Consider the following 26,683-nt stretch of genomic DNA (forward strand, 5'->3'; position numbering starts at 1 on the left):
GCGCGGCACCCCTGAAGCTGGCCTGTTGCGCCTCCCCATCATATGCACTAAAATGATTACTGTCGGAACACGAAGGAGTAACCCATGTCGATCACCACCCGCCCCCTGGTACGGCACGAGCGCACCCTGCTCGACGACGCGATGCTCGTCGCCGCTAACCACGCCCCCTATTTCGGCCTCGCCCTGTGGCGGCTGCGGCCGGTCGCAGCCGAGGGCCTGGGCACGTTCGCCGTGGATCGGGGGTGGCGCCTGTACCTCGACCCCGCCACGCTCACCGAGTGGGGTGCGCAGTTGTCGGGTGGCGTCCTCGTTCACGAAGTCAGCCACCTCATCCGTCAGCATGCGATCCGCGGTGACGCACTCGGCGCGAACCGCAACCACGAAGTGTGGAACTACGCCACCGACGCGGCGATCAACGCCGACCTCGTCGCAGCCAACATAACCCTGCCCGAGGGTGCGGTCACGCCCGACGCACTTGGCCTTCCCGCCAACGGCGTCGAGGAGGACTACTACGCCGCACTCGCGCCGCAGCAGCCGCACTCACAGCAGCCCGAGACCGGGTGCGGTTCCGGGGCTGGAGACGCGAGCGCCGAGTGGGAACTGTCGGATGACGACGCGAGCGCACCCGCTATGCCCGCGTCCCAGGCTGACCTCACGCGCCGTCAGGTCGCGCAGCAGGTGAGCGCCGCCCGTGCCGGAACGGTTAGCGGTGGGTTGCGCCGCTGGGCCGAGGCCACGCTCGCCCCGGCTCAGATCAACTGGCGTCACCGCTTACGCGCCACGGTGCGCCAGGCAGTCAACCACCGTCGGGGAATGGTGGACTACACCTACGCGCGCCCCGGACGCCGCCAGCACCCGAAGATGCTTACCCCCGGCATGATCGAACCTGTCGTGACCATCGCCGTCGTCGTCGACACCTCCGGCAGCATGGCACCGGCTCAGATCAGCGCCGCCATGTCGGAAGTGCGCAGCATCATTGCCTCAACCGGCGCGCGTCTGACCATTGCCGCCGTGGACGCTCGCGCCTACGTGCAGACTGTCACGAGCATCGACGACCTCGACCTGCGCGGCGGCGGGGGCACCGATATGCGCGTCGGTATCGAAGCGGTGCGCGTTACTCGTCCGCGCCCTGACGTCATCGTCGTCCTGACCGACGGCTTCACCCCGTGGCCCGAGCGCCCCACCCGCGAGCGCCTCATCGTTGCTCTCATCGGTAAGCGTGTGGGCGAGGCTCCTGGGTGGGCGCATTCGGTGCGCGTGCGGGTCTGATCGGCGCGGGGGCGCAGCTCGGGTCGGGTCTTTGAATCGCTTTTCGGCTTGGGTTGCGCCGCCGCCTGTCATGCTCTAAACTAGGTTTTGTCGGAACATAGAGAGGAACTCATCATCATGGCCACCACGAACATGCCCGCGATGCTCGCCACGATCCGCGCAGCCGCACACGCGAACGTCGCCACCTTGCTGTGGTCGAAGCCCGGCACGGGCAAGACCTCCCTCATCGAGGCCCTGGCCGCAGCGGACGGCCTGCCCTGCACGACGCTCATCGGTTCCATCCATGAACCGTCCGATTATGCCGGGTACCCGGTGCCGGGTGACCACACCGTCTCGATGCAGCCGCAGCGGTGGGCGAGCGACCTGGCAGGCGCTGAGGACGGGGCCTGGTTGTTCCTCGACGAACTGACCACGGTCGCTCCTGCCGTGCAGAAGGCGATGCTCGGCATCGTGCTCGAACGTCGCGTGGGCGACGTCCACCTCGGCTCCAAGGTCAACATCATCGCCGCGGCCAACCCGCCCGAGTGCGCCGTGGACGGCTTCGACCTCGCCCCGCCGCTGGCCAACCGGTTGCTGCACATCGACTACGCGCCCGACCCGCTCGCGTGGGTCGACGGGCTGCTCACCGGCTTCCCGATGCCCGCCGCCGACCCGCTCAACCCGCTCAACCACCACACGCGCGCCATTGCGCGCGGCTCGATCAGCGCATTCATTCGCCAGCGCCCGGAACTCATCGAGGCCCTGCCCGACGACCCCGCGCAGGCCGGTCGCGCATGGCCGTCACGGCGCACCTGGACGATGCTCGCCGACGTGCTCGCCCAGATTCCCGGCGACAACATCGAGGCCGCGAGCATCGCCGCGCACGGCCTGGTCGGACAGGGCGCAGCCGACGAATACCTCACCTGGCGCGACCTGAGCGACCTGCCCGACCCGGTCGAGATGCTCGACGCGCCCGACTCGATCACGTGGCCGACCAGCCCCGACAAGGTCTGGGCCGCTTGCTCAGCAGCCGTCGCCCACGCCTGCGCCCCGGGAACCGCCGTCGAATGGAAGAAGGGATGGGCCGTGCTGGCGAACGCCGCCGAGAACAACTACGCCTCGGTCGCCACGGCTGCCGCCAGCGCACTCATGACCGGACGCCCCAACAACGCCCGCCCGCCCGCAGCGGCCAAGCGGTTCGCCACCGTGTGGGAGCGCGCCGGGATGCTCAGCGCTTGAGCTTTTAGACATGCGTGTGGGGTGAGGCGAGAACCCTCTCGCCTCACCCCACACGTGAGCACCCCGTCAGCCCTCCAGGACGTCACGAGCGTCGCGGCTCAAGCGCGTCCTTCCTGTCGCGGGCGAACGGCAACGACGGCGCCGAACCGGCGATATCTGCGCGAAGCCAGCGGCCCATCACAGCCACCATCACGGCGAGCAAGACCACGGGCCACAGCAACGATGCCCAGATGGCCGGCGTCATCGTCGGGTCGGGGATCTTCACCATGACCAGCGCCGAGCCGACGCTCAGTGCCACGGCTACCGCGGCCCAGGCGCTGCGCACCAGCGGACTGCGACGCATCCCCCAGTTCGGCATTAGCTCGCGCGCGAGCACGCCCACGCCGACGAAGAGCAGCGCGGTAAACAACAGCGCAACCGGGGTCCACTCGACGTCGAGGCGCCCGGCAGTGGCGTCATGCACCGGCGCCGACGCCACCCGCGACCACCCCGACTCGAGGATCACCAACACAGCCGCGGCAGTGGCGATGAGGGAGACCAACGACGAGAGTGTCGATTCGGTCTCAGTGTTGGCGGGCGCCTTGGCCCGGGCAGCGCCGTTCAGCAGCGCGCCGGTGAGAGAGGCCACGGTGCCGATCGTGGCGAACGCGAACCACTGAGATGACAGCGAGTTCGCTTCCTCGAAGCTGCTCTCGATCACGGCGATCGCCGTGATCGTCAGGGCCGTCATGGCCGCGATCTGACAAACCAAGCCGGCCACCCATAGCCAGCGATAAGGCGCCGCCTTCAGCGGGTGCCACATGCGTGCATCCATCTTCGATTCACCTTCACTTCCATCTACACACCCTCCCGGTGAGGGTGCGATCACTACGTGAAAGTCCCCGCGCTCCACGAAATCGGACATCGTTTCGCGAATCGCGCTCAGGAGGTGATGGTTGAGCCCTACTCCGTTAGTACGTCGAACATGTCAGGGCGTCTCGGCCGTCGATGTTGACGACCCCTTCTGCCTTCCACCCGGAGTCAATGCCCTCAAGAGCGTCAGGGAAGTGAAGCTCAGCGTCGTTGATGTCCGAAGGATTCGCGCCGCCGTCAGAAGGGAGGTTCGTTTGTTCGATCGAGGTCGTGTCGTAGATGAACTGAGAAGGTGGCTCGCCGGTGACATACATCTTCTTGGCGAGCTGCCGAGCCTTCCGTCCATCAGCAGAGGTCACGGTGACGATGTATGAGATGTACTCGGTGGGCGTCTCGCCTGAGGCGGCGTCGTTCTCCGACCACGCGACGCTGACATCGTTTCCACTGCTAACGACCTCGGCACCCTTAACACGGAGACCGCCAGCACATCCGAGACTGACCGTGCGAGAGGCGCCGTTGCCGGCTGATGAGTTCGATGCCTCCGCGGTAGGACCGACACGTTGATTCTCACCTCCGCACGCAGCGAGCGTAGAGACAACAAGGATGGCGCACACGGCAGGGGACATGTTCATTTGCAGACTGTAAGCGCTGCTCACCGCCCCGTCTGTTACATGCAGAAACGGTGTTGCACATCCCCAACTTTTCATCTATTCTGGTTGTTGTCGGAACAATAGGAGGCATCATGCACCCTGCCATCGCCGCGCTGGGCATTACACCCGCCCAGTTCAAGGCCGACGCGCACGCGTCGAGCAATGCCCTGCCGCCCGCCTACACCAGTGCTGCGAGCATCGAGCATCTCATGCGTGCACGCGCCGCCGCCCGTGAGCGCCTCGTGCCCCGCACGGCCTACGCTCCCGCGCTCACCCCCACTCGACCGCTGGCGATCGCCTTCGACGAGGCGAGCGAAACCTTCACCGTCGGTGACGAGGAGAACGTCGCAACGGCGAAGGTCGCCGACCTGCTCGACCTGCTCGCCGACCTCGGGGCGACGTTCAAGGCGGACGAGTACCGCAGCCTGCTCATCGCCGACCAGACCACCGCGCGGGCCCTGCGCACCATCGCCGCCACCTGCCGCAAGCACCACGAGGCAGGCCTCATGCTCGATTGGTGGATGCAGCGCCTCGACCACCCGGGAACCGGCGCGACCTACGTCGTGCCCGACCTGCTGCGCCGCCGCTACGTCACCGGCGCGAACGTCGAGGACGAAGCGGAGTGGGCGACCTGGGCGACATGGACGCAGACTCCGACCACGCCGGTCGTGGCCGCGCTGCTCAACCTGGCCCGCCTGGGGGTCGACGGAACGACCCTGCCGGGCCTGGACTCCTTCCGCGACGACGACGCCTACGCCTACACGCAGGCCCGCCTCAAGCGGCGCCCCTCACGCTCGGCCTCGCCGAAGGAGAGCGCCACGACGTTGCTCACGTGCTCGCAGGCGACCGAACGCTTGGAGAGCCTGCTCATGGAAGACCCGATGCTCGCCGAGCGGTACGCGCGCACCGGCCACCTCATCAGCGGAACCCTCACCACGCTCACGCTCAACGGCAAGACGGCGACCGACCTTGAGGTGCACGTCAACGGCCTGCTCAGCCGCTTCCGCGTCGGCGACGAGGTCGAACTGTGGAACGGCGGCCCCAGCGCCGCACCCGCCAACGGGATCACCTTGCAGCGCGGCGTGATCGCCGAGGCACGCATCGACCCGCACGGGCTGCACGTACGGGTCAACAGCCTCATCCCGCGCACCACCCGTCGGTGCGGCGACACACTCACCGTGCGCCCCCGCCACGTCGACCCGATGCAGCAGCGCACTCTCATCGGCCACTACAACCGCCGCCTCTTCCACGCCGACAACACGCTCATGCGCCGCGACGCACCCGCACCTACCCGGCGCACCGTTCCGCTCGACGTGATTCTCGCCGCCGCTGACGACGAGTAGCCGGCCCACGCTGGACAACCCCCGCATGTTGCCCTAAAATGGTTACAGTCGGAATACTGGAGGACATCATGCGCACGCTCAGCACCCCGCGGGAAACCCCCGCAACCACCCCGAACCCCACGCCTGCCGCGGTGAACCCGCTGACGGCCGACCGCACCCTCGCACGAGTGCTGTTCGACGTGTGGAGCGGCGACCCGTTCACCCTCGTCAAGTCCCCGCCCGGCGCTGGCAAGACCCGCCTCATCACGCTGCTGGCCCACCAGCTGGCCACACGCGCCGGTCTGCGCGTCGTGGTCGCCGCGCAGACGCGCGTACAGGCCTACGACGTCGCCAACCGCATCCACGCGCTCGACGCGCCCATCGCCTTGCTGTCCGGCAACCAGGCCACCCGCCCGCACCTGCTCAACCCCGGCGTGCCGTTCATCGCCGGAGCGCGTGGCCTGCACACCTCCGGCGGCGTCCTCGTCGCCACCACCCAGCGGTGGATCTGGACGAGCACCGAGTCCTACCGCGCCGACGTGCTGCTCGTCGACGAGGCCTACCAGTGCACCTACGCCAACCTCGCCGCCCTCACCAGCATGGCCGCGCAGGTCGTCCTCGTCGGCGACCCCGGCCAGATCGCGCCGGTCGTGCGCGCCGACACCACCCGCTGGAACCACCACGCCACCGGCCCGCACCTGAGCGCGCCGGTGTGCGTCGAACGCGCCTACCCCGACACCCTCAGCACCCACCACCTGACCCAGACCTGGCGCTGCGGGCAGGCGACCGCCGACCTCATCGCGCCGTTCTACCCCGACCTGCCGTTCACCAGCGCCCGCCCGCCCATCGCGCTGCACGCCCACGACGGCCAGCCCCTGAACGAACTGAGCCGCCAGCCGATCACCTGCGGCACCGAAGACGACCCGCGCATCGCCGCTGCCGCCGCCGAACGCGTGCGCGAACTGCTGCACACCAGCATCGTCACCGCCACCGACACGCGCCCCACCCTCGACACCGACGTCGCCGTCGTCACCTCCCACGTCACCCAGGCCGCCCAGATCGCCAACCACCTGTCCGACCTGCCCGGCGTCCTCATCGGAACCGCCAACTCCCTGCAGGGAGCCGAACGCGCCGCCACCGTCGTCATCCACCCCATGACCGGCGCGCACGAAGTCACCCCGTTCAACACCGACCTCGGCCGCACCTGCGTAGCCCTCAGCCGCCACCAGGCCCACGCCAGCATCCTGACCACCACCCACGCCGAAGAACTCCTCACCACCGCAACAACCGACGCCGCCCGCATCCAGCGCGACGTGCTCGCCGCCATCCCGTAGAATCCGCGGTGGCGGCCTGCCACCTCCTGTGTTCCGACAAACCCGGGTGAAATGACAGGCCGCCACCTCTTTCCCCTCACGCCAGCGCCGACAGGGCAACCACGAAAGAGGACAACCATGACCCCCACCACGACGTCGAACGCTCTGACCAAGACGCAGACCACCCTGCTGCGAGCCCTCGACCAGTGGGCCGCAACGCACGGCAACCTCGACATCCCCCAGCACGCCACCATGACCCTCGGCGACGAGCTCTACCCCATCGGCCGGCGCGTGCACGGCATCCGCCGGCGCTACCACGACGGACTCCTCTCCCGACAGATGCAAGCCGAACTCATCCGACGCCCCGGATGGGCCTGGAGCGCCACCAAAGCCAGCGACCGCAACGAGCTGCCCACCCGCTGGGCCGCCACCCGCGACGAGCTCGCCACCTACGCACACGAACACGACGGCCTCAGCGAACTGCGCAAGGACTCCGTCCGCCTGCACTCCTGGCTACTGCGCCAGCGCAAAGCCCTCGAAGCCGGCGCCCTCAACAGCACCCAAGAACGCTCCCTGCGCGCCATCCCCGGCGCTGTGCCCGACGTCCCCCAGCGCGGACCAGAGCGCACCATCCGCTTCGCCCAGGACCTCAGCGCCTGGCTCGACAACCACCACCGCGACATCAGCGACATCCGCACCCGAGACCGCTTCCCCTGGGACGGCACCGACGTCGCCCTCCTCAAGCGGGTGCTCTACTACCGCAGCCGCGGGCCCGAAGGCGACAACTCCCTCACCCCCGAAGAAATCACCGCCCTCGAACAGCTGCACGGCTGGACCTGGTGAGAGGGAAACCGAAGACCGGGCAGCGCTCACGACGACCGCGCTTGTCGCTCCTCAACCCTGCACGCCTCCAGGAAAAATCTGATCGACCCGTCACCAGAAGGCACGAAGACGCCATACTTGAAGCCATGAATCTGCAGAATAAATACGATCAGGCAACCAAGGCGTGGGACGACTTCAAAGCGAACGGCGGCGACGTCGACTCACCCCAGGGACGGCGGTTGGCGGAAGCACGCGATGACGCCCTCCGAGAACTCATCGCCGAGCAACAGAAGAACGAGGAACAGAAGAAGAGCGGACGCACCGAGTAAGGTTCATGCCTACATGAAGCCGTTGCGCTGCAGTGCTGCGACGATCTCAGGGTGCTTGATTCCTTGCACGATCTCTTTGCCCTCAGTGGTCTGACTCCACTCACGTAGCGTGGCGTGGAGAGTAGACGGCGTCCGCTCGGCGAACCTCTGCATGCTGGCGGTGCGCGCGGCCTGCCGCCACGTTTGTCCCGCAGGGTCAGTCACGATCGTGTACGTGATCTCGCTCCCCTCCTTCATGTAGCGAACGGCTCAGCAGGTAGCGTCCCGGTGTTCATGGCGATTCCGTTATTGATCGGCAGGCCACGCTTGACCCGGTTCACCTGATAGATCGTGGGATCAACGAACCTGCCTATCGTCGGCAGCCACATCGCCAGGTGGCCAGACCACTGACCCGCCTGTAGCTGGGGGACGGCTTCGCCCAGGACAAGCGGTGGACGACCATCGTGGAAATCGACCTCCGCCACCACGGGAACGGGCTCACTCGGAAGGCCGACCCGCTCGAGCGCGCGCTGCAGGGTCATGACAGCCGTCATGCACAAGTTGGCGGGCTGTCCCTTCATGTAGTGCTGCCAATGGACCAGGTAGGCGGAGATGAGCAAAGACTCTGGTGCAATCGCCAGCCCCAGACGCTGTGCCGTACCCCCAGGCGCACCGTCAGGAAGCACCGGAGTGGAAGCGTGACCCTTCGAGCCAGGGTTAACCCATACACCGCGCTTCGCGCTTGAGTTCTTCTTCTTCCTGACCTTGCTCTTCGGTATTTCTTCCCCACTCGTCGACGTCATGAACTGCGAGTCTGCGTCAATCCTTACTCATATTCACCGGAGGAACACCTCCCGAGACCGGGCTAATTTGGCTCCCTGCTCCTTCGACGCGTCTGCCTTGCCGCACGCACGAGCTGATTAATTCCGCTCGATGTCGTAGCAATCGAGGCCAAGCATCCAATCGATTGGATCGGCATCGACGTTGCCTTCGAGGTTGGTGAACTCGCACGGCGGGTGTTCTACGTTCCCTGCTCCTGAGGCGTAGGCGGGCAGTCCTGCGCGCTGCACGCGGGCGTGCTGGGTCTCGTACACCCTCAGCGACACGGCACGGGGCAGGCGGCGGCGCGCCCAGGCCGGCGCAAGCCACGGCCAAGATCGCACGACCTGCACGACATCGACGCCGGCGCTGGTGTCGAGATGAACACGCACGGGCAGGACGATGGGGTATTCGCGCCGCCCGTAGGCCAGCGGAAAGACGGGGCGGGCGAGAGCTTCCCAGGCCGCTTCGACGAGGTCGCGGTCGCCACTGACGCCGACGAGGTAGGCCGGGTCGTCGACGACGACTTCGCTCATCGGTCGTGTCACGAGGCGGCCCGTCGTGGTGCGCGCGCGCGAGGTGGCGAAGTCGGTGCGCAGTCGGCCCTCGAGGTCGACGCGCACGACGTAGCGCAGTGCCTCAAGGTCGGCTACGTCGCCGTGCGCGCGTCGCCCGATCGCGGGAGCCTCCTCCCGGCGCCGGCCCAGAGCCGTGCCCAAGAGGCCCACGAGGTTCGACTTGCGTGGGGTGACATCGTTCAGAGCGGGCAGGGCCCGGCCGCGTGAGCTTCCCGGCGTGTGAGCGTGGCGAGCCGTGTTCCATGCCTGCGTCGGCGCGCCCGCCAGGCGCAACAGCATGACGGCATGGTCGCTCATGACGCGCTCGTGTCGTGGCTCGGCGCCCACTCCAGGCTCACCTCGGGCACCTGCTCGGCCACGCGGCCCATAGCGGCGCGGTGCCAGGACGCGCTCCACTCCCCGTCCGGATGATGCGCGAAGTAGGTCGCGTCATCGAGAAAGACCAGCAGCTGCCAACCACCCGTGCGAGAGTCGTCAGGCCCTTCCTGCCTCAACGTCTGCACGACGCTCTGCACGAACGCTTCCGTCGCATCGAGCAGAGCGAGCACCTCACGCTCGACACCAGCGTTGAGCGGACTCGCCCCAGCTTCCCAGCGGCGCACCGTGCGCAACGCGACACCAAGACGCGCGGCGAGCCATTCACCGCTGACATTGAGGCGCTCACGCGCGACACGGAACTCGGCGGCTGTCATGGTCACCGAAGGTCGCAGATCCCACACCTCATCAAACTGAATCCGCACCCATCTCTCTTCATGAAGCGCGCCCCGAGCTTGCCAAGGGTTGAACACGACAGGGAGCGCGCAATCTTCGCCACTCGGGGTTTCACTCATGCCGTGACCTTCTCGACGATCGCCCAGAACTCGTCAGTGCTCAGCGCCGAGGACTCGTAGTTGAGGTTGACGAGCTCCCAAGTCGACAGCGGCGCCGCCTCAAGCACGGCGCCCTCCACCTTGTCGAGGGTTTCGGAGTCGAACTCCGCATCGAGCGCAGCGTCGATGACGTAGGTGCGAATATCTGCCGCGGTAACCGTGCTCATGACTTCCCCTTCGGGTCTGGTCTGGGCCTCGCGCCCTGACCGATACCGCCACTGTATGTCACCATTGGTGACATTGGGAAGGTTCAGAGGAGCGTGTCGACTTCTTCGTCAATGACCTTATTGTTGGATTGAAACAATGACCCGAGCACTTGAAGGAGCCACCCATGGCACAGCGCGTCACCGTCACCCTCGTCGACGACCTGGACGGCACGGCAGCGACAGAGACAATCCACTTCAGTCTCGACGGCGTGGCGTACGAGATCGACCTGAGCGAGAGGAACACCACGCAGCTACGCGACGCGTTCTCACCCTGGGTCGGAGCCGCGCGCCGAGTCGCCGGTAGAAAGCAGCGAACAAAGACCCCAGCCCGCCGAGGCGATTTGAACGAGATCCGCGCCTGGGCGCGCGAGAACGGTTACAGCGTCAGCGATCGCGGACGCGTTCCCGACAAAGTTCTGGTCGCCTACGACGCAGCTCACCCCTCGTCATAACGGGGGCCGGTCTACCCGTACCTCAACGTCACACGCGCGCCCGCGCCGCATGAGTTCAACCTTTGACGTGGTGAACGCCGACGAATTGGTCGCCGGAGTCGTCACGAGGCCTCAGCCCTGGACGCAGCAGCCATGAGGGCCCACGCGAGGCGGCGCGCCTCCCTGGGGGTGAGCATGACGCCGAGAGTCATCTCGCCTGTGGAATCACGTCGCACAAGATCGACCGTTCCATCGACCTCGACCCCAAGGGTGGAACCATCAACAAGTTCAAGACGAGTCACACGCGCCATTGAACGCCCCCCTCCTCTCAAGCTGGTGAACTAGCGACCTGGTCACCGCATCGGGCGATGGAGGCAAGGACCACAACCTCCCACCGAGCGAGTCGGCGCGCACCCTACCCCTACATCCGCCCCCCTTTCCACACCACCGAGCCGGGCGAAGTGACCTGACCGCCTCGTCCTGCCTTACAGATCGATCCCATCCTTCACGCGAGCGACAGCAGTCGCCGCAGTCATCACGAAAGTAATGAGGAAAAGCAGACCCAAGCCCGTCAGGACTCCAATGGCATCGCGCAGAGGAATGGAGTTTTCGCCAATGGCAAGCGAGATGAGAGAGCGCCACAGCATCCACACCGATCCAAGGCCACAAGCACACAGAGCGAGCACGAGGAAACTGCCGAACCACACGACTTCTTTCCTTGGAGTTCTGCGTTGGATTTCGTCCTCCATGTGATAGATCAGCGCCGTCGACATGATGCCCAGCCCTAAGATAAACGCCGCTGTGACACCAACGCTGGCGCCCCAGAAGTCGGCGGAGTAGACGAGACTTTCAGCGTCCGCAGACAACGGCCGCTGCCTGTACGTAATCTGCGCGATCGCGGGAACGACGCTGTAATGAAAACTCATATGAGCCTCCGAACAGGGATCCAATATGCGTCTGACGCGAGCCTAGTTCAGAGGGACTTACCTCGTGGTGGTAACGATTCTTGACCCCCGACGGGTCTCTATCGCAGCTCCAAAGGAATCGTGCCAGAACCCCTCGCTTGCTGCCGCGCGCTCACCCACGAGCGCACCTCATGCTGGTCCCAGCGCGCCGGTTTAGTATTCGGGAGTGGCGCTGGCGCACTCCTTCTGGAGACCATCGAGCTCCACGTCGATGTGGCGAGGCCCGCGAGGGCGGCGGCCTCAGCTCGGTCGATCGGGACTGGTTCACGCGTAGGCGCGTTCGGGTCCGTGACGATGACGGCACTGACGAGGCCGCTGCGTAGCCGGCTGCTGACGTGCCGCCCCCACGCCACCGGGTCATCACCGAACACATGACGCTCCCCGCGTTCATCGATCGCGTCGAGATCCATCAACAACTTCGTGCGATCGCCGCTGACCATGGCGCGACCCGTCGCGTCGACGCGCAGCGTGGCGCCGACGTCGAACTCTCCCGTGTGCACGTCGTAGTAGCGCATCTCAAGGATGAACATGCTGGCTCCCTTTCAGAACTCGCCGACGCCGGGCAGGCAGTCACGCTCGAGCATGCGCCGAGCGCGATCACGCAACGCCTGCACGCGGGTCTCCTCGAGGCAGCCACGCACACCCAGCAGCTGCTTATTGTCGAGAAGTCGCTGCAACGAGGCGCGCTCGCTCGTGGTCAATCGCGCGCTGCCGACAGAGTGACGCTGGCGCAGCAGCAGCGATGAGGCGCAGGCGTCGCCAGGGCGGGCGAACGCCAGGCCATGGTCGACCAGGCTTGTCACCGCGCGGTCGCGGTCGTGCAGCACGGTGGCGACGTTGCGGTCCTGCTGACCGATGAGGGCGTCGAAGAATGCGCCTTCGTGCCACGAGGTGCGCTCGATCGGCGGGTTAACCTCCCCCGCGGCGGTCAGCTGCAACGACCCCAGCCGACCATCGACGACACGAAGCATGCTCGGCGCGACGATCATGTCGTAAGGCCAGCCCAGGCCGGCGGCGAGATTCCACGCGGCCACCTCGTGCACGCTCTGGTGCGCCAGGTCGTGTCCGAAGAACCGGTGAAACGAACTCACCCGGTGAGAAAGGGGCCGATGAAAGGCACGAGCTCCGCCGTCCAACTCCACGACGCTGAGGTTCGATTCGTTCCCGGCACCGTCGACGACCTCATCGGCGGCGAGCACGGGTGCGTCCAAGACCAGCGTCCGCGAGTGGACCGGGCGAGAGACGCGATTGATCGCGGCCAACTGCTCGATGAGGTCGACGTCCGCCCACCGATCGGTGTCCTGGACGCGCTCGTGCGTCAGCAGGCGTTCCTCGAGCCCCTGAGCCACGATCCAGCGTTTCGCCTCCGCCGGCGGTCCCTGCTCGAGTGACCTCACGACGTCGCCGTCGACGTCATCTTGCGAGGAGGCCCAGTCCACGATGGCGCGCTTGAGGAGGCGGTTATGACGCCGGCGCGCGTTGTGACACTCCCGGTCGTCGCTGCAGTGACGCGTCCCCGGCCGACACATAGCTTCGCCTCCCTTCAAAGGTGATTCCCCTACGGAAAGCCCGAAACCCGCGCGGAATCGGACAGCGCGACCCAAACCGTCGTGTGATAACTTATCCGCATGAAGGGAGGTGAAGAGATGTCCCTGACGCTGCGTCTGCTCGGGCCCGTACGCATCGACGGCGCCGCGGGAGCTCGCCCTCGCGCACCTGAACGCGCTCTCGAGCTGGTCGCCTTCTTGCACCTACACCCGTGGCACAACAGCCAGCTGCTCGACGAAGCCCTCTGGCCGGGCAAGCGGGTCACCGCCGCCGCACGCAACGTCCCGATGAACAGCGCGCGCTCCTGGCTCGGCACCACCACCGACGGGCGCCCCCACGTCGCCTTCATCGCCCAAGACGGCTACCGGTTGCACGAGGTCTCCTCCGACTGGCAGCAGCTGCAGCAGCTGCTCACCCACCCCGTGCGCGAGAGCCCCACCCCCGCTCTGACAGCAGCCCTGGACCTCGTCACCGGTCAGCCACTCAGCGGCGTCAACCCCGTGCGCTACCGGTGGGCCGAAGTCGACCGGCAGCAGATGATCACCACCATCGGCGACATCGCCCTCGAACTGGCCGGCCGCAGCCACCAGCAAGCCGACCACCGCACCCTCGCTCTGGCCGTCGCCAAAGGCCTCCAGGTGGAGCCGAACAATGAAGCGCTGTGGCGCCACGCCCTCATCAGCGCAGCACACTCCGCGCAGCCCGGGCGGCTCGAGCAGGTGCGCGCCCACCTGCACGCCACCTTGGACCCGCTCGGCGAGCTCGAGGACGCCACCGTGGAGCTGCTCGAGCGCCTGAAGTCTGGACGGAGCCTGCGGGCCTTATGAGACTCCAACCCCAGCCATGCGGCATCATCGTGGGCACCATGGCACAACCCAGCAGCGACGACGAGTTCCGCACCTTCCTCGCCGCCGTCACGAAGTGGCTTGAGGACGGCGGCGCACCGGCCGTGCCGCAGAACGCCGTCACGCAAGCGGGCTACCCTCTCGGCGAGCGGGCCCGAGCCGAACGTCAGCGCTACCGCCGTGGCACTCTTCCACCCGAGCGCATCGCAGCCCTCGAAGAGATCCCCGGATGGACCTGGACCCCGCGACAAGCAACCTTCGAGCAGATGCTCACGTCGGTAGCCGAAAGCATCCGAGCCAGCGACACCGGCGAGGCGCCCTTCAGCGCCGCGAAACTGCCGCCACGGGAAGCCAACTGGGTCAAGAACCAACGCGCCGCCTACCGGCGGGGCACCCTGCCCGAGGACAAGGAACGACAGATCAGAAAGACCCTGCCGGACGTCCTGCCGTAGCCAACCGGTCGCCCCGCCTCGCCACCTCAACGGATGTGCATGCCGTCGTTGCGAGCGAACCGGACGAGTTCGAGGGGATACGTCTGGTCAGCTCGTGAATATGCCCCCGATGAGAGTTTGGGTGCCCCTGGCCACCTCCAACGACCTGCCTGCCATGAGTTGCTTCACCGTAATCGCCAGGGTCGCTGCTGAAGCCCTCCATACGGTTGCTTGCGCTGCTTCTGTGCGTCGGGATGAGCTCGCTGCGCTCTATCCGCTCGAGGAGAACGCGTCGTCGAGCTGTGCGGTCACCCACCCGTTAGTCGAGAATCGGCCGATACTCTAAGTGAGCCTCTTCCCCCTCGGTCCTCGATGACCCGCTCGTGCACGGTTTACGCGCGAATCTCAGCGGGGGATTGGAGGTGAGTACGGTGGAGAATCCTTCTACCGCACAGCGTCGTCGTGACACGGCGAAGGGGCCGAACCATGAGGTTCAGCCCCTTGCTACCGATATCGGTCACGGCGTCGTGCGAGGAGCCGTCGCTTGGATCGTGAAGCGGCTTCTCGACATGCTGATGGGCTAACGCCTACCAGCGGGGCCCGTTCGGAGCTGCAACTCCGGGCGGGCCTTCCTACTTCTCTAGGCATCCTGGGGACACCGTCGAGCTACCCCCAGGGTAGCCAACGGTGGCCGCTTTGCCCAGGTTTGCCCAGGTTTGCCCACGCTTGCGCACGCTTCGTGGCAAGTCTGAAGGTGCCGACTTGCGCGTGGAACCGCGACTCTCGCACCCGCAGATGTCGTGAGACGATCCCTTCACGGTTTGAGTTCTGGGAGCCATTTCCTGCGTTGCGGGGGCGGATCGGGGCTCTCGGAATCGATTCGATTAGGAGAGTGACGTCTTGGTGTCGTATCGCAAGAGCTTCAAGGTGGGCGGCGTTCGCTTCACCGCCAGCAATAAGGGCGTCAGCACGAGCGTGGGCGCCGGTCCGATCCGTATGACACGGCGCGCCGATGGAACCGTGACCCGCACGCTCAGCGGCGGGGGCTTCACCGATACGAAGCGCGTGGGCGGCGAGACAAAGGCCGAGCGCGAGAATCGCACCACGGCAGAGGCGGCAGACAGGATCGAGCGTAAGGCTAGGCGCCGCGAGCAGCGCGCCGAGTTGGCGCACCAGGCCGGCGACGCATTGACCACTGGCGCGGTAGGAATCAGCGCGGCCGCGGCGCGTACGGCGGACCGTTTAGAAGCGGCCACGGATCGCCTGAACGAACGTGCGGAATCGTGGCAGGAGCGCGCTGACTCGATTGAACGTCGACGAGTTGAGCGAGACGCGGCGTGGCAGGAGCGCCGCGCCGCGGCGCGAGCAACGTTGGCCCCCTCGCCGGGCGGGCTGCCGATGGTCGAGCCAGGGCCACTTCCGCTGATGGAGGGTCAGGGAGTGCACGTTCAATTCGATGGTGCCACGCTGCAGATCACCCCGACAGGCCGAGCGTCGGCGTTGGCGCTCGGGATCAAGAATGGGGAGACGCTCACGCTGACGTCCGATCAGGTCGGGTGGGCAGAGCACAAAGCACCGGGACGCATGACGAACGGAATGGTGCGGGTTGCGACACCCGGGCAAGTGCGCGAACTTCACTTCAAGACGGCTCAGGCAGCCCAGCCGTGGGAAGAGCTGGCAGGAATGCTGACGGCGCTGGGGGCTGATTGAGCGTCGTTGGGTAGGCGCACACCCGCTCCATCCCAGATGCGCGGTCGACGGCCGCAGCATGACACAGAACGAAGAGGGGAACGACGACGATCTCAACGCGCTCCCACTGCCGAGAAGACGAGGTTGTCGTCGTCACGAGGCGAGGCGATGACGACTGGAGCGGTGCGACTCGGCGTCTCGAGCAGGGTGACGAGCGAGGTCATGACACCCCTCCGGTCACGCGCGGGCCGAGGCGCTGATGAGTTGGTCAACGATCCCACGCCGCAGCCGATACTCCTGCAGCTGTTCCGGTCGAGCGCCTCCGTGATGACGTGGGCTGAGGACCAAGCCGCCGCCTTCGTAGACGACGTCGTGGTAGGCGCTCACCCACGCGTCGCGCTCAGGAGAAGGCTGCTCGAGGAACGCGGTGACGGACTCATCGCTCATCCACCAGTGACTGCTGCTCGCGGTGGCGTGCAACAGGTTCTCGAGGTCACTCTTGGGTACCCAGGACAGATCTCGACGGACCTCAAACAGCGCGCACTCCAACCCTTCGTGTAAACGACGAAGGCGCATCATCATGATCTGCCTCGTCGAGCCGATAAGCGCCACGGAGCAGACCATGAACACCGTCAGCCCGACCCAGGAGTGCGTCCCCCGAAAGATGAGCAGAAGAAGCCCGACCGCAGCCACGAGAAAGGTGATCGTTTCTCGGCCGGTTAGCAGGGACGGATTGCGCAGGTCCTGCCTGAACGCCTGTACCGCAGCGATACCCCGGCGCAGACGCTCAGGGTGATTGCTCAGCACGATGCAACGCTCGGTGACGTCACGATCCCACCCGTTGTCAGCGATACGGGCCAGGGTCGCGGCGTCGACCACGACCATTCGGTCGTGAGCCATCGGTTCGTCGGGTACGGGCGTGGTGGCATTCATGGGGTTGTCCTTCCATCCGGGCAGGTGGCGAGCATGCGGTTGAGGGCACGCTGCTCGGCCGGGTCGATACTGAGCTGGTAGCGCGTCTTGATCGCGAGAATCTCGCGCGCGTTGCGGCACCAGTAGGCGGGCGCTGGTTTCCAAGTGGAGGCGTCGTCTTCGCCCTTGGACTGGTTGAGGCGCCCCTCGACAGCGTGCAGATTGGCCGGATCGTTGGCGAAGGCGAGGCGCTTGGCCGGCGACCAGCGCCACGCACCCGAGACCCAACTTTCCTTGAGGGAAACGACGTGATCGATCTGCACCGCCTTCGGGTCACGGGCGAGGTCAGCGGTGAGCAGCTTCCCGGTGTACGGGTCGCGCCATGAGCCGCTGACCACGTCGTGCTGACAGCGCCGCTTGATCACCACGCGGTGAGCGCGGTTCGTGAGCATTTCGCGGTAGAGCACGTCGTCACGTGTCTTGCACCCGTTGTGATCGACGTCAGCCCAGCGCGGCCCGTACGCGGCACGAACGTACGGGCCGCGCTGGGCTGACTGCGCGGAGGATGACGCCGCGGGACGTTCCAGAGTGGCCGAGACGGTGGCGCACCCGGAGACCAGGCCCACGCTCACGACGACGCCGGCACCCGCGACGCGACGGAACCGATCGGTTCTCATCTCTCGGCCGCTTTCAGCTCAGGCCTCGCGCCAGCGCCTCGGCGAGGGCCTTGCGGCGGCGGCGCTTACGGTCGGCGTGGACGGCGAGGAAGATCAGGGCCACGAGTAAGAACAGCACCGCCGCCAGACGGGAGAGGTCGAAGCCGACCCCCGAGGTGGGGATGCTGACCAGGGCGTCACGTTCGGGGACGACGAGGTGGTACTGCAAGGCCTTCTCACGGGCGCTCTTGCCCAGGGTCAGCAGCAGCGCCGGGCCGATCATGATCGCGCCGAGGATGAGCACCTTGATGGTCAGCAGCTCTTCGAAGTCGTCACGGGCGCCGAACAGGTTGCCGTTGTTGTTGGAACTCATGCCGCCACCGCCCGAGACTCGCGGACCTTCAGGCGCCCGTCGGCGAGGACCTGCCCGCCCCAGATCCCCGACGAGCGGGTCTGCATCCCGGTCTGCAGGCACACCTCCTGCTTCGGGCAGCGGCGGCACGCGTTCACCGCGACGACGCGGTCATGCAAGGCGGTGGAGAAGAACAGCTCAGGGTCGATCTCCTGGCACGGCAACTCGTCCATGACATTTCCTTTCCTCTCAGGGGTGTGACACCAACTGAAAAGCCCCTTAGAGGTCAGGAATCGGACACGGCGTCGAAAGAAACTTCCGACGCCGCTCGCACGTGCTCACTCCTCCATGGGTGGACGGGCGAGCACGGTGTCGTCGTGGTCGACGACAAAGATGCCGGAATCGTCCTCGTCGTCGCGCCAACTGATGGCCACAGCGTTGGGATCGAGCAGGTCCTCCCCGACGTCTTCGACCGTCACCCAGTGCTCGAGCTCAGGGTCTTCGAGGACGAGCCAGCCGGGTTGGATCTCGAGGGGGGTGAAGGAGTCGGTGTCGGCGTACCCGTCGACTTCCTCCGCCGTCTCGGGCTCAGCAGGCTCCGGTGTGGAGACGGCGGTGCTGGTCTCGCTGGCGCCGACCACGCGCAGGTGCCGCTGCGACTTCGACGTGTCGTCTTCAAGCCAGGACACGTCCCGCTCGAGACCGGCACCGTTGCCCTCGATGACCTGCATCCCCCCGGCCGCGGGGGCCGGCTGCGGGTCGCTGCCCTCATTGTCGTTGCGCTCGTCGTCGTCGATGGTGGGCTGCGCTACGGCAGCCTCCCCGGCCACGTCGCTGCCGGGCAGCCGGGTCAGCGCCTGTTCGCAGCTGTCGACGTCGACGAGCACTTGGCGCGCCTTGGAGCCCGTGGATGGACCCACGATCTCGTGCTGCTCGAGCTCCTCCATGAGGCGCGCGGCCTTGGCGAACCCGATGCGCAGTTTGCGCTGCAGCATGGACGTCGAGCCGAACTGGGCCGTGATGACGAGCTCAGCGGCCTGCACGAGCAGATCGTCATCATCATCGCCACCGAGGCCGGTGCTGGCGTCGCCGTCCTGCGGAAGTTGTGACTGCTCCTCCTCGCCGTCGTCGTCGAGCGTGCTGCTCAGAGTTTCGCGCCAGGTCGAACGGGCGGGGGCTGCGGCGTCCAGGCCGAGCACGGCAGATGCCGAGGAGACCTCGCGTCCGCGGGAGCGGTCAGCGCGTTCGCTGAGCGCGACGGGGTCGAGTTCGGGGTGATCTGCGGCCAGCGCCCAACGCGCCTCGAGGTAGTCGTAGTAATCGATGTCCGCCCCGTCATCGTCGACATCGGGCGGGACGATGACATAACGCTCATGGGTGACCTGCGACGGACGCAGCGCGACCAAAATCGCCTCTTCTTCCGCCGCCAGTTCCTCGTAGGGATCCGGGGTGAAGTAGGTGAGCACCTCGACCGGTTTGCCGGCACGGTTGACGCTGGTGGCTCGACCACGCTTACCGCGCGGCAGACTCACACCGATCGCGGGAGACTCCCACATCATCCGAGCACCTTCGACGCTCAGGCGGCCCATCGACGTGCGCTGGCGCACGTTGTCTCGCATGTCCCCACCGAAGTATTCGGCATCGGGGCGCTGCAGGCCGAGCACGACGTGCACGCGGGCGGTGCGGCCTTTGCGCAGCAGCGAGCCGAGCAGGTCGAGCACCGGCGGTTTCGTCGGGGCGCCCTTGGGTTTGGTGCGTGCGTACCAACTGATCAAGGCGGCACGCACGTCGGCCCACTCATCGATCACGACAAGGAGCGGCTCGAAGTCGACGCGAGCCGCTTCGCCCGTCTCGATCTGCTCGTACCTGGTCTCCATCAGCTGATGGGCGCGGTAGAGCACCGCGACCTGATCAGCGATGCGGTTGGCGACGATCTGCACGTTCGGCCACGTGCGCAAGCCCAGGAACTCGGTGCCCTTACCGTCGATGATCCACACTGCCCAGCTCAACGCCGCGGCTTGGAAGATCTGGGTGCGAATCGTGTTCGTCTTACCGGTACCCGTGGCACCGATGAGCATGTGATGGGGGTCGACCTCGGGACGCCACACCGTGACTTCCCCATCCTCATCGAGTGCGACCCGGATCTCGACGCCCTTGTACGAGGCGACCGGATCGTTGCAGAAGCGCACATCCTGCAACGGCATCATGTCCGGCAGCGAGGGGCGGATCTCCACACGGTAGGCGTCGTTGACCATGTCCCAGTGCGCCCGCCAGCGCCCGGGCATCATCCCGTTGAAGCTGTTCTCGATCTTGCGCTGGTATCCGGACGCTGCGATCTTCACGCCGACCTCCGAAGAGAACGACCCTTCGAACGCGTTCACCTCACCGTCGGCGTCAAAGTCGACCTTGGCGATCGTCGTGCCGGGAATCAGCTGAGCCAACAGCACCTCGCCGCGCTTCTGATTCTCGCTGCGCTCGTCCGCTTCCGGCAGCGGCGGAGGGGACATGTCGAGCTCGAGCACGATCTCGCACCGCTTCGGCGAATGCTTGGTCACTTCGTAGTCGCAACCAATCACTCCTTCGACGACCTCCAGCACACTCGCAGCGAAGTTCGGATGCGTCGAGTGCGCACCACGCGAGTAGCGCACCCGCACCTTCCCGAACGCGTCGGTGCCCACCCACCGGCGCACGCGCAGCTCGCTCGGGCCCGTCACCGCCAGCAGTCGCTCGCGCAACAGGTCCACCAGCCGCGAGCGGCGCTCGTCCCGCACACTGATCAGCCACCACAGCCACGACGCCACGATCACGGCGCAGGCTGCAGCGGCGGTGCGCCACGGCCACGGGCTACTCGAAGCGAACACCAGGAGAGCGACTCCCGCGGCGCCGAGCGCACCCGGGGGGCCCACAAATGTTTGCCACCCAGATACCGGTTCAATGACGGGGGCATTGCGCGCGACGGGGACCCTTCCCAGCGGCGGCGTACTCGGGGCCGCGGACGGCTTCATAACCATCACTCCTGTGACGAGACTGCTCGATTTTCACTCCGTGAAAGCCCACCTCGCATCCAGAATCGGACAGCTGGGCCAGCTGGGCAGGTCCAGACGCAATCTGTCGCGCACGAGATCGCGTACCCGCTCGCGTTGGGTGTGCGCGAGGAGTTCTCGCGTTGGGTGCTCGCGGAGTGCTCGCGGGGACTTCAGCGTGCTGCTCGCCGAGTTCGCCGCGAACGTTTAAGCGGTATGTCCCTTTGCTCGTAACGCTAGACGGTGGCGGTACGGTGGCTGCGTAGCTTGCGAAGCAGGACACCGTAACCTCCCCTTTCTATCGACGAGAGTGGCTGCTCGCACGTACCTCCCAGGGAGTCTTCGCAGGCCGCTGCGCCGACCCGCACGCTTCCTCACACGCGGTTTCGCTCGCGTGGTGCTCGCCTGGGTGCAAGCGTCTCCACCTCCCCCACCACAGCAACCGAGGGTGCTCACAGACCCCCGTGAGCACCCTCGTCGGCGAGCCAGCCACACCCCCACAGCGCGCTGGCACACTGACTTCAAGAACGCACTCCAGGCTGCATTTCGAAGTGAGATGAATCGGCCGATAATAAATGTGTACGAAGAAAACATCTCTCCCCATGGAGGTTCTCCAATGAACAAAGAAGACATCACGGTCCGTCAAAGTCGCCACGGCGAGACCTGGGAAACGACACGCTCGTTTCCCACCTGGGATGCAGCCCGCGATTTCATCACGGCACAGTGCGAAGGCACCCTCCCACCACGACGTCGCGAGGCCAGCAGCCTTCTCGGCGAAGCCGCGTGGAACTCGACGATGACGACGTGGGTCTACGCCTACGGTGATCTCGAGTTCACCGTTGAGGGTCCCGTCGAGGACTAAGACCTCCCGGCACAACCCTCAGGCTGCGCGAGCTGGTGCGAATCGGTGAATCGACCAGCGCATCGAGGACCAGTACGGGGTGGAGATGTCAGCGACCTTCACGTTCTGCCCCTGAACGGGAGCATGGATCATCTGGTTGCCCCCGAGGTAGATGCCGATGTGCCCGAACGAGCCCCGCCGGCCAGACCCTTCTTCGCTGAAGGCAATGACATCACCGGGCTGCAGCTTCGACTTGTCCGGGATGACCTGCCCCTTCGAGGTGAAGGCGATCTCGTCGGCCTTGTGAGGCAGCTGGATGCCAGTGCCGCGGTAGACGGCCCACAAGGTCAAGCCACTGCAGTCGTACCCCACAACACCGGCGCCGATGCCGGTGCCCATGCTCGGGCCATGAATCGTGCCGCCACCCCACGCGTAGGGGGTCCCAAGCGCGCTGCGAGCGGCTTGCACGATGAGAGAGGAGTTCCCACCGTCAGCGGGGACCGGGGGAAGGTCACCGCCGACCGTGGGAAGGGTCATGCCCTGATCGGCGCACCCCTGCCCAGGCAAGGCTTCGCCGCTGATGGGAACGCTGCCGCCCCCGTAGACCTGCGCCCAATACAGCACGTCGTTGACGTACCACTCGGCGTGGTTGTACGCGTAGATCGCTTTGCGCACACCGCCCGGGCCCTGCTTCGCGCCGTCACGAACGAGCTTCGCCGCGGTGGAGTGGATCGCATCGTCGACGTTCTGGATGTCCTTCTTGCCATCGCCGTTTCCGTCGACGCCTTCGGCCGCGAACGTCGCCGGCATGAACTGAGTTGGCCCCTGCGCGCCAGCGCTCGAGGTGCGCACCATCTGCCCCTGACGAGTCTCCTCGGCCCCGATCCCTGCGAGCAGAGTCCACGGCAGACCGTACTTTGCAGCGGCCGCGTCGTAGGCCCGCTTCCAGTTCGCCGGGATCGGAATCGGCTTCGGGTTGCTCGACGTCGACGCCGACCGGTTCGTTCCAGGCATGGGCAGGTTGGCCGACGAGATTCCATCGGCACTCGACGATGCGGAGCTACTCGAGGATGACGTCACGTTCGTGGCGTGAGCACCGCTCGTACCTGCGGCGACACCGGAGCCTGGGGCACTCGCCCACTGGTTCAACGCGGGAACCTTGAGTCCTTGCGCGTCCAGCCAGGTGCGCGCGTTGATGAAGTTGCCCTCGCCCTGCTGGACGCTGAAGTGAAGGTGCGGGCCGCTCACGTTGCCCGTCGCACCCTCGATCCCGACCGTCTGCCCCGCGGTGACCCGATCACCAGGCTTGAAGGTGGGCCGATCACGCAGGTGGCTGTAGCCCACGATCGTGGAGCCGCCGATATCGATGTACACCTGGTTGCCGCCGAGGCCGTCGACGAGGATCCGCTTGATCACGCCATCCTTGACAGCGACCACTGGGCCGGGAGCGCTCATCGCCATGTCGAGCCCGTTGTGCATCTTGTACTTGCCGTACTCCTTCGCGCCTGGATTGACGCGCATCCCGAACTCGCTGGTCGGTGTCCATCGGCCGGTCACCGGCCAGCGCACCGGGCCGGCGATGGCCGGGACACTGCCATTCCATGCCCCGTCTTGTCCTCCGACGATGCATTGCTGTGCGCGTTGCTGCTCATAGCCAGCGCCGGCCACCGTGGTGAGGAACATGACGAACACCATCACGAGCACGACCGGTGTCGTGAGGGCGGCTAGGCCCGCCACGATCCATAGGCCCTTCTTCATCGCTGCCCGCCTTCATCGGCTGAGACAACGGTGACGACCTTGGTTCCGTCCGGACCGGTGGCGGTGTGCACGATCCACACGCCGGTGTCGGTCTTGACCCACACCGGTAGGTCCTCGCTGGCTGGGGTGCCGTCCAGTGGCATGGGCACTCCCCCACCGCTCACTTTCGAAAACGGCACTCTCGAGCCGTATCCCTGCCACGACTTCTGGGCCTGATCACTCAAGAACGGCTTCACCCGCGACCACCACTGCTGTTCGCTGATGCGTCGGCCGTCGGCAGCCGCCTTCATGAACCCCTCCGCGCACGCCGCGGCCTGCTTCCACAGCTGCTGCTGCTTCTCGTTGCTCGAGCGCGGCCATGAGGGCGGCTGATCAGTAAAGATGGGTTGCGATCCCTTGTCCGCGCCGTTGTCACTGGGCGGGGGTGGGCCTTGAACCGACGTCACGGGCGAGCTCGGGTCGGTGCTGCGCATCGCGTCGTTCGACGCACCCGAGGTCGCCGGCGCTGGGCCGGATTCCGTAGCTGTGCCGCTCGGCGGTGCCACCGATTGCGCTGACGGCGCGATCCGCGGGGTCGTCGTTGACTGCGAATCGGCATGTGAACCGCGCCATGCCAGAGTAGCCACGACGACGATGATGAGGAGCGCCAGGAGCTTCTTAAGCAACACGACCACCTCGACCCGAGATGCGAGCCGCCTGCGGCTTGGACAGTTCCTTCTTCAACCGTTGCGCTGACGCGCTGTCTCGTCCGTTGCGCGACGTCGGCTCCTGCGCCCGGGGCCGTGGGGCCCCGGGCGCGTCAGCTGCAGGGGCCGAGGGGCGCGAGACTGACTTGGTAGGAGCCGAGGGCGCCGACGTCGCTGTGGGGGTGTGGACGACCCTCCGCGAGCGGGCATTCGCCGGCATCTCGTTCCAGCGGCGCGCGGCAGGGCGCTGCTGCGCGTCTCGAGCGCGACGCATCGCGTCGGCTTCAGCAGCTCGTGCGCGCTTTTCCGCCTGGATCTGCTCAGCGCGTTGTTCGGGGGTGATGGGCGTCGAGCCGACCACCTTGCGACCGTTGACCCACGTCGGTTCCGTGGAGCGTGGCGCGGGTTGAGGGGTGAGTTCCTCTCGTCGACGGACGGCCTCCTTAGGACCGGACCTGAGATAGGTGCCCATCGTCCGTGCTTCACGATTGATCGCGCGGCCGCCGGACTTGAGATTGTCGACGTACTCGTCGCGGTAATCGGCGATCGCGCGGCGGCGATCGCGCATCTGCACGCGCCCCCGCTCTGCCGTGGACCGGATCTGGTCAACCAGCTGTTCACGGTGCTGCGTGAAGGCTTCCTTCCGGGCCCCGGTGGATTCCTTCATGCTGCTGACCGCGCGCGGCACTGATACCGGCGCACCAACGGTGTACTTCGTCGCCGCGCGGGCGCCTCGAGCAGCCCCCTGGGCGCTCTTGCCGAGGACGTTGGCTCCCTTGCTTGCCACGCTCATGCCGCGCGACATCATGCCTGCCTTGGCGGCTGCCGCTCCCACACCACCGGTTGCGGCTGCGGTCCCAACGGTCGCGAGAGTGTTGACCATCTTGCGGGTCCGCATCGCTGCCACGCCGGTTCGGGCTGCACGCACCGCGTGGGTGCCGACGTTGCGGCCACTGCTTGCATGCGACAGCTGCCGCGGCGACATCGCACCGGCCGCCTTCTTGCCCGCTTTGCGGCCGTTCTTGCGGACCTTCGCGACCTGCCAGATCAGCATGACTAGGAACGCGACGCTCAAGGCGTCGACCATGAGGAACGTCTTGACGATGCCAGCCGAGCTCGCGTTCGTGAACAGGCCTGAGATGACCAGGGCGTACACGCCCAGGGCCACTACTGAGGCGATGAGCATGGCCATCGCCAGGAAGACAGTACCGATCCCTTCGAACAGCCCCGAGCGGTTACTGCCCGGCAAGATCGCCTTGAGCAGCTTCAGACCGAACACGGCCGCCTCATAGATCGCCAGCGCTGTCATGAGGATCGTGATGAGTAGCAGCACGATCGCCCAGCCGCCGAGGAACGCCACGGCGGGGCCGACGACGACCGCGCCGACGACGCTATTTTGTGGGTGCTCGATCGTGTCTTTGACCTTGTCGCCACAGTTGTCCTTGATCCCGGAGATCCCGTGGCCGTGCAACCAGTCGTCGTAAGACTTCTTGCACTTGGCGCTGACGTCCTTGCCGTCGATGGCGGTGCCGAAGTTGAGCAGCTGCTGGGGTTTGCGCACGAAGCCGTCGATCAGCTGTGAGGAGACCGAGTCCTGCACGACCTTGTGGGGGTCGTCACCGGCCGTGCCGCCCTTTTGCCCGCCGCCGTCTTCGAGCAATTTGGCGGTGATTCCAGCGCCGAGGTCCTGCGACACGGCGATGACACCGTTGTCGCCGGCGATGCGCTCGACGGGGTTGGCTAGCGCGGTTCCCGCGAGACCTGCGATCACCACGGTCGTGGCCATCTCCGCGAGCCCGGCCCCTTCGCGCCCCTTCAGCATCAGTCCCATTGACATGACGACACCGATCGTGCCCAGGACCGGGATGAGCCCGATCGTGGTGACGAGGTCGTCCATGACCGTGGCGAAGCTCGCCGCTGGGCCGCGCAGCATGTCGAGGAACTCGAACCCGAGAACCCAATCGATCATCTGGATGCACACGCCGATACCCAGCCGGTAGAAGTCCCAGAAGTAGCCGATGATCTGGGCGCCGCCGAGCGTGTCGACGTCGGTCACGCCACCTTGGCTGACCGACAGCTGGTACTGGTCGATCTTCAGTCCGTGCTTGTCCTTCAGTCCGATCCAGGACAGCCAGACGCTGCCGGTTCCGCCGGCTGCGACGGCGACGGGGGCGTCGATGATGGGCACGAGCACGAAGGCAGCGAAAGCCATCGCCCGACGACGCCACCGGGCAGCAGCTCCGATCGCGCGGTACTGCAGGGCCCACAGTGCCCGCTTCAACCGCAGCAGGTCAGCGCGGATCTGACGATCGGGACGCAT

At 66.3% G+C, this 26,683-nt stretch carries 28 protein-coding genes; 11 read left to right on the top strand and 17 right to left on the bottom strand.

Annotation, left to right across the window (positions count from 1 at the left end; all coding sequences use genetic code 11):
- Positions 1–84 precede the first annotated feature (84 nt).
- Together K9D12_RS08955 and K9D12_RS08960 are read left to right on the top strand one after the other, a co-directional pair.
- Complete coding sequence (locus tag K9D12_RS08955; protein ID WP_225911110.1) at positions 85–1,269, top strand: VWA-like domain-containing protein; 1,185 nt, start codon at positions 85–87, stop codon at positions 1,267–1,269.
- 117 nt (positions 1,270–1,386) lie between these two features.
- Entirely contained in the window at positions 1,387–2,487 is a 1,101-nt protein-coding gene (locus K9D12_RS08960; RefSeq protein ID WP_223060019.1) for an AAA family ATPase, read from the top strand.
- Positions 2,488–2,569: 82 nt separating this feature from the next.
- Here the strand turns inward: K9D12_RS08960 and K9D12_RS08965 are convergent, their stop codons facing one another.
- On the bottom strand, positions 2,570–3,301 hold the full coding sequence (locus K9D12_RS08965) for a hypothetical protein (protein WP_223060020.1): 732 nt from the start codon (positions 3,299–3,301) through the stop codon (positions 2,570–2,572).
- A gap of 136 nt (positions 3,302–3,437) precedes the next feature.
- Positions 3,438–3,971: a hypothetical protein gene (locus tag K9D12_RS08970; protein ID WP_223060021.1), complete on the bottom strand. Its 534-nt coding sequence runs from the start codon at positions 3,969–3,971 to the stop codon at positions 3,438–3,440.
- A 110-nt stretch (positions 3,972–4,081) separates the two neighbouring features.
- Between K9D12_RS08970 and K9D12_RS08975 the strand changes: the two genes are divergently transcribed.
- The 4 genes from K9D12_RS08975 to K9D12_RS08990 all read left to right on the top strand — a co-directional run bounded on the left by K9D12_RS08975 (position 4,082) and on the right by K9D12_RS08990 (position 7,775).
- Positions 4,082–5,332, top strand: a complete 1,251-nt coding sequence (locus tag K9D12_RS08975; RefSeq protein ID WP_223060022.1) for a hypothetical protein — start codon at positions 4,082–4,084, stop codon at positions 5,330–5,332.
- Positions 5,333–5,400: 68 nt separating this feature from the next.
- Entirely contained in the window at positions 5,401–6,645 is a 1,245-nt protein-coding gene (locus K9D12_RS08980; RefSeq protein ID WP_223060023.1) for an AAA family ATPase, read from the top strand.
- 117 nt (positions 6,646–6,762) lie between these two features.
- On the top strand, positions 6,763–7,467 hold the full coding sequence (locus tag K9D12_RS08985) for a helicase associated domain-containing protein (RefSeq protein WP_223060024.1): 705 nt from the start codon (positions 6,763–6,765) through the stop codon (positions 7,465–7,467).
- A gap of 125 nt (positions 7,468–7,592) precedes the next feature.
- Positions 7,593–7,775 (top strand): hypothetical protein, encoded by a 183-nt coding sequence (locus tag K9D12_RS08990; protein WP_223060025.1) that lies wholly within the window; start codon positions 7,593–7,595, stop codon positions 7,773–7,775.
- Between the two features lie 233 nt (positions 7,776–8,008).
- Here K9D12_RS08990 and K9D12_RS08995 read toward each other — a convergent pair whose 3' ends face one another.
- From K9D12_RS08995 to K9D12_RS09010, 4 genes are all read right to left on the bottom strand, one after another.
- Positions 8,009–8,557, bottom strand: a complete 549-nt coding sequence (locus K9D12_RS08995) for a hypothetical protein (RefSeq protein ID WP_223060026.1) — start codon at positions 8,555–8,557, stop codon at positions 8,009–8,011.
- 117 nt (positions 8,558–8,674) lie between these two features.
- The gene (locus K9D12_RS09000) at positions 8,675–9,448 is read right to left on the bottom strand and encodes a type I-E CRISPR-associated protein Cas5/CasD (RefSeq protein WP_223060027.1); all 774 of its coding nucleotides are present in this window, start codon (positions 9,446–9,448) and stop codon (positions 8,675–8,677) included.
- Positions 9,445–9,981 (bottom strand): DNA-binding transcriptional regulator, encoded by a 537-nt coding sequence (locus K9D12_RS09005; protein WP_223060028.1) that lies wholly within the window; start codon positions 9,979–9,981, stop codon positions 9,445–9,447. Before K9D12_RS09005 ends, K9D12_RS09000 begins: the two co-directional genes overlap by 4 nt.
- Positions 9,978–10,187 carry a hypothetical protein gene (locus K9D12_RS09010; RefSeq protein WP_223060029.1) on the bottom strand — a complete coding sequence of 70 codons (210 nt, stop codon included), beginning with the start codon at positions 10,185–10,187 and terminating at the stop codon, positions 9,978–9,980. The genes K9D12_RS09005 and K9D12_RS09010 overlap by 4 nt, the downstream gene beginning before the upstream one ends.
- Positions 10,188–10,351: 164 nt before the next feature.
- Between K9D12_RS09010 and K9D12_RS09015 the strand changes: the two genes are divergently transcribed.
- Complete coding sequence (locus tag K9D12_RS09015) at positions 10,352–10,678, top strand: Lsr2 family protein (RefSeq protein ID WP_223060030.1); 327 nt, start codon at positions 10,352–10,354, stop codon at positions 10,676–10,678.
- A 464-nt stretch (positions 10,679–11,142) separates the two neighbouring features.
- On the opposite strand, the gene K9D12_RS09020 is transcribed toward K9D12_RS09015, so the two are convergent.
- The 3 genes from K9D12_RS09020 to K9D12_RS09030 all read right to left on the bottom strand — a co-directional run bounded on the left by K9D12_RS09020 (position 11,143) and on the right by K9D12_RS09030 (position 12,821).
- Entirely contained in the window at positions 11,143–11,583 is a 441-nt protein-coding gene (locus tag K9D12_RS09020) for a hypothetical protein (RefSeq protein WP_223060031.1), read from the bottom strand.
- A gap of 98 nt (positions 11,584–11,681) precedes the next feature.
- Positions 11,682–12,152, bottom strand: a complete 471-nt coding sequence (locus K9D12_RS09025) for a hypothetical protein (RefSeq protein ID WP_223060032.1) — start codon at positions 12,150–12,152, stop codon at positions 11,682–11,684.
- A gap of 12 nt (positions 12,153–12,164) precedes the next feature.
- Entirely contained in the window at positions 12,165–12,821 is a 657-nt protein-coding gene (locus K9D12_RS09030; protein ID WP_223060033.1) for a hypothetical protein, read from the bottom strand.
- A gap of 429 nt (positions 12,822–13,250) precedes the next feature.
- On the opposite strand from K9D12_RS09030, the gene K9D12_RS09035 reads away from it, so the two are divergent.
- From K9D12_RS09035 to K9D12_RS09045, 3 genes are all read left to right on the top strand, one after another.
- Complete coding sequence (locus tag K9D12_RS09035) at positions 13,251–13,997, top strand: hypothetical protein (RefSeq protein ID WP_223060034.1); 747 nt, start codon at positions 13,251–13,253, stop codon at positions 13,995–13,997.
- 38 nt (positions 13,998–14,035) lie between these two features.
- Positions 14,036–14,467, top strand: a complete 432-nt coding sequence (locus K9D12_RS09040) for a helicase associated domain-containing protein (protein WP_223060035.1) — start codon at positions 14,036–14,038, stop codon at positions 14,465–14,467.
- Positions 14,468–15,349: 882 nt separating this feature from the next.
- Positions 15,350–16,156, top strand: a complete 807-nt coding sequence (locus tag K9D12_RS09045) for a DUF4236 domain-containing protein (RefSeq protein ID WP_370633486.1) — start codon at positions 15,350–15,352, stop codon at positions 16,154–16,156.
- A gap of 216 nt (positions 16,157–16,372) precedes the next feature.
- Here the strand turns inward: K9D12_RS09045 and K9D12_RS09050 are convergent, their stop codons facing one another.
- The 5 genes from K9D12_RS09050 to K9D12_RS14915 all read right to left on the bottom strand — a co-directional run bounded on the left by K9D12_RS09050 (position 16,373) and on the right by K9D12_RS14915 (position 20,916).
- Positions 16,373–17,014, bottom strand: coding sequence for a hypothetical protein (locus tag K9D12_RS09050; protein ID WP_223060037.1), 642 nt, complete (start codon positions 17,012–17,014; stop codon positions 16,373–16,375).
- A gap of 50 nt (positions 17,015–17,064) precedes the next feature.
- On the bottom strand, positions 17,065–17,724 hold the full coding sequence (locus K9D12_RS09055) for an HNH endonuclease family protein (RefSeq protein ID WP_223060038.1): 660 nt from the start codon (positions 17,722–17,724) through the stop codon (positions 17,065–17,067).
- Positions 17,725–17,737: 13 nt separating this feature from the next.
- Positions 17,738–18,076, bottom strand: coding sequence for a hypothetical protein (locus tag K9D12_RS09060; RefSeq protein WP_223060039.1), 339 nt, complete (start codon positions 18,074–18,076; stop codon positions 17,738–17,740).
- Positions 18,073–18,288 (bottom strand): WhiB family transcriptional regulator, encoded by a 216-nt coding sequence (locus K9D12_RS09065; protein WP_223060040.1) that lies wholly within the window; start codon positions 18,286–18,288, stop codon positions 18,073–18,075. The genes K9D12_RS09060 and K9D12_RS09065 overlap by 4 nt, the downstream gene beginning before the upstream one ends.
- A 105-nt stretch (positions 18,289–18,393) precedes the next feature.
- Positions 18,394–20,916, bottom strand: coding sequence for a DNA translocase FtsK (locus tag K9D12_RS14915; RefSeq protein ID WP_370633485.1), 2,523 nt, complete (start codon positions 20,914–20,916; stop codon positions 18,394–18,396).
- A 778-nt stretch (positions 20,917–21,694) separates the two neighbouring features.
- Between K9D12_RS14915 and K9D12_RS09075 the strand changes: the two genes are divergently transcribed.
- Positions 21,695–21,940 carry a hypothetical protein gene (locus K9D12_RS09075; protein ID WP_223060041.1) on the top strand — a complete coding sequence of 82 codons (246 nt, stop codon included), beginning with the start codon at positions 21,695–21,697 and terminating at the stop codon, positions 21,938–21,940.
- An 18-nt stretch (positions 21,941–21,958) separates the two neighbouring features.
- Here the strand turns inward: K9D12_RS09075 and K9D12_RS09080 are convergent, their stop codons facing one another.
- From K9D12_RS09080 to K9D12_RS09090, 3 genes are read right to left on the bottom strand one after another with little or no spacing between them, the layout of a single operon-like run.
- Positions 21,959–23,677 (bottom strand): NlpC/P60 family protein, encoded by a 1,719-nt coding sequence (locus K9D12_RS09080; RefSeq protein ID WP_223060042.1) that lies wholly within the window; start codon positions 23,675–23,677, stop codon positions 21,959–21,961.
- Positions 23,674–24,342 carry a hypothetical protein gene (locus K9D12_RS09085; RefSeq protein WP_223060043.1) on the bottom strand — a complete coding sequence of 223 codons (669 nt, stop codon included), beginning with the start codon at positions 24,340–24,342 and terminating at the stop codon, positions 23,674–23,676. The genes K9D12_RS09080 and K9D12_RS09085 overlap by 4 nt, the downstream gene beginning before the upstream one ends.
- Entirely contained in the window at positions 24,335–26,683 is a 2,349-nt protein-coding gene (locus tag K9D12_RS09090) for a hypothetical protein (protein WP_223060044.1), read from the bottom strand. The genes K9D12_RS09085 and K9D12_RS09090 overlap by 8 nt, the downstream gene beginning before the upstream one ends.

The sequence above is a fragment of the Dermacoccus sp. Tok2021 genome (genome assembly GCF_019895135.1).
Taxonomy (GTDB): Bacteria; Actinomycetota; Actinomycetes; order Actinomycetales; family Dermatophilaceae; genus Dermacoccus; species Dermacoccus abyssi.

Excerpts from the sequence above, each read along its gene's own strand:
- K9D12_RS09005 (WP_223060028.1), bottom strand. The coding sequence starts at position 9,981 with ATGAGTGAAACCCCGAGTGGCGAAGATTGCGCGCTCCCTGTCGTGTTC.
- K9D12_RS08955 (WP_225911110.1), top strand. The coding sequence starts at position 85 with ATGTCGATCACCACCCGCCCCCTGGTACGGCACGAGCGCACCCTGCTC.
- K9D12_RS09015 (WP_223060030.1), top strand. The coding sequence starts at position 10,352 with ATGGCACAGCGCGTCACCGTCACCCTCGTCGACGACCTGGACGGCACG.
- K9D12_RS09075 (WP_223060041.1), top strand. The coding sequence starts at position 21,695 with ATGAACAAAGAAGACATCACGGTCCGTCAAAGTCGCCACGGCGAGACC.
- K9D12_RS09035 (WP_223060034.1), top strand. The coding sequence starts at position 13,251 with ATGAAGGGAGGTGAAGAGATGTCCCTGACGCTGCGTCTGCTCGGGCCC.
- K9D12_RS08985 (WP_223060024.1), top strand. The coding sequence starts at position 6,763 with ATGACCCCCACCACGACGTCGAACGCTCTGACCAAGACGCAGACCACC.
- K9D12_RS09020 (WP_223060031.1), bottom strand. The coding sequence starts at position 11,583 with ATGAGTTTTCATTACAGCGTCGTTCCCGCGATCGCGCAGATTACGTAC.
- K9D12_RS08970 (WP_223060021.1), bottom strand. The coding sequence starts at position 3,971 with ATGAACATGTCCCCTGCCGTGTGCGCCATCCTTGTTGTCTCTACGCTC.
- K9D12_RS09065 (WP_223060040.1), bottom strand. The coding sequence starts at position 18,288 with ATGGACGAGTTGCCGTGCCAGGAGATCGACCCTGAGCTGTTCTTCTCC.
- K9D12_RS09080 (WP_223060042.1), bottom strand. The coding sequence starts at position 23,677 with ATGAAGAAGGGCCTATGGATCGTGGCGGGCCTAGCCGCCCTCACGACA.
- K9D12_RS09090 (WP_223060044.1), bottom strand. The coding sequence starts at position 26,683 with ATGCGTCCCGATCGTCAGATCCGCGCTGACCTGCTGCGGTTGAAGCGG.
- K9D12_RS08975 (WP_223060022.1), top strand. The coding sequence starts at position 4,082 with ATGCACCCTGCCATCGCCGCGCTGGGCATTACACCCGCCCAGTTCAAG.
- K9D12_RS08990 (WP_223060025.1), top strand. The coding sequence starts at position 7,593 with ATGAATCTGCAGAATAAATACGATCAGGCAACCAAGGCGTGGGACGAC.
- K9D12_RS09055 (WP_223060038.1), bottom strand. The coding sequence starts at position 17,724 with ATGAGAACCGATCGGTTCCGTCGCGTCGCGGGTGCCGGCGTCGTCGTG.
- K9D12_RS09040 (WP_223060035.1), top strand. The coding sequence starts at position 14,036 with ATGGCACAACCCAGCAGCGACGACGAGTTCCGCACCTTCCTCGCCGCC.
- K9D12_RS09000 (WP_223060027.1), bottom strand. The coding sequence starts at position 9,448 with ATGAGCGACCATGCCGTCATGCTGTTGCGCCTGGCGGGCGCGCCGACG.
- K9D12_RS09025 (WP_223060032.1), bottom strand. The coding sequence starts at position 12,152 with ATGTTCATCCTTGAGATGCGCTACTACGACGTGCACACGGGAGAGTTC.
- K9D12_RS09060 (WP_223060039.1), bottom strand. The coding sequence starts at position 18,076 with ATGAGTTCCAACAACAACGGCAACCTGTTCGGCGCCCGTGACGACTTC.
- K9D12_RS08965 (WP_223060020.1), bottom strand. The coding sequence starts at position 3,301 with ATGGATGCACGCATGTGGCACCCGCTGAAGGCGGCGCCTTATCGCTGG.
- K9D12_RS08960 (WP_223060019.1), top strand. The coding sequence starts at position 1,387 with ATGGCCACCACGAACATGCCCGCGATGCTCGCCACGATCCGCGCAGCC.
- K9D12_RS09010 (WP_223060029.1), bottom strand. The coding sequence starts at position 10,187 with ATGAGCACGGTTACCGCGGCAGATATTCGCACCTACGTCATCGACGCT.
- K9D12_RS08995 (WP_223060026.1), bottom strand. The coding sequence starts at position 8,557 with ATGACGTCGACGAGTGGGGAAGAAATACCGAAGAGCAAGGTCAGGAAG.
- K9D12_RS08980 (WP_223060023.1), top strand. The coding sequence starts at position 5,401 with ATGCGCACGCTCAGCACCCCGCGGGAAACCCCCGCAACCACCCCGAAC.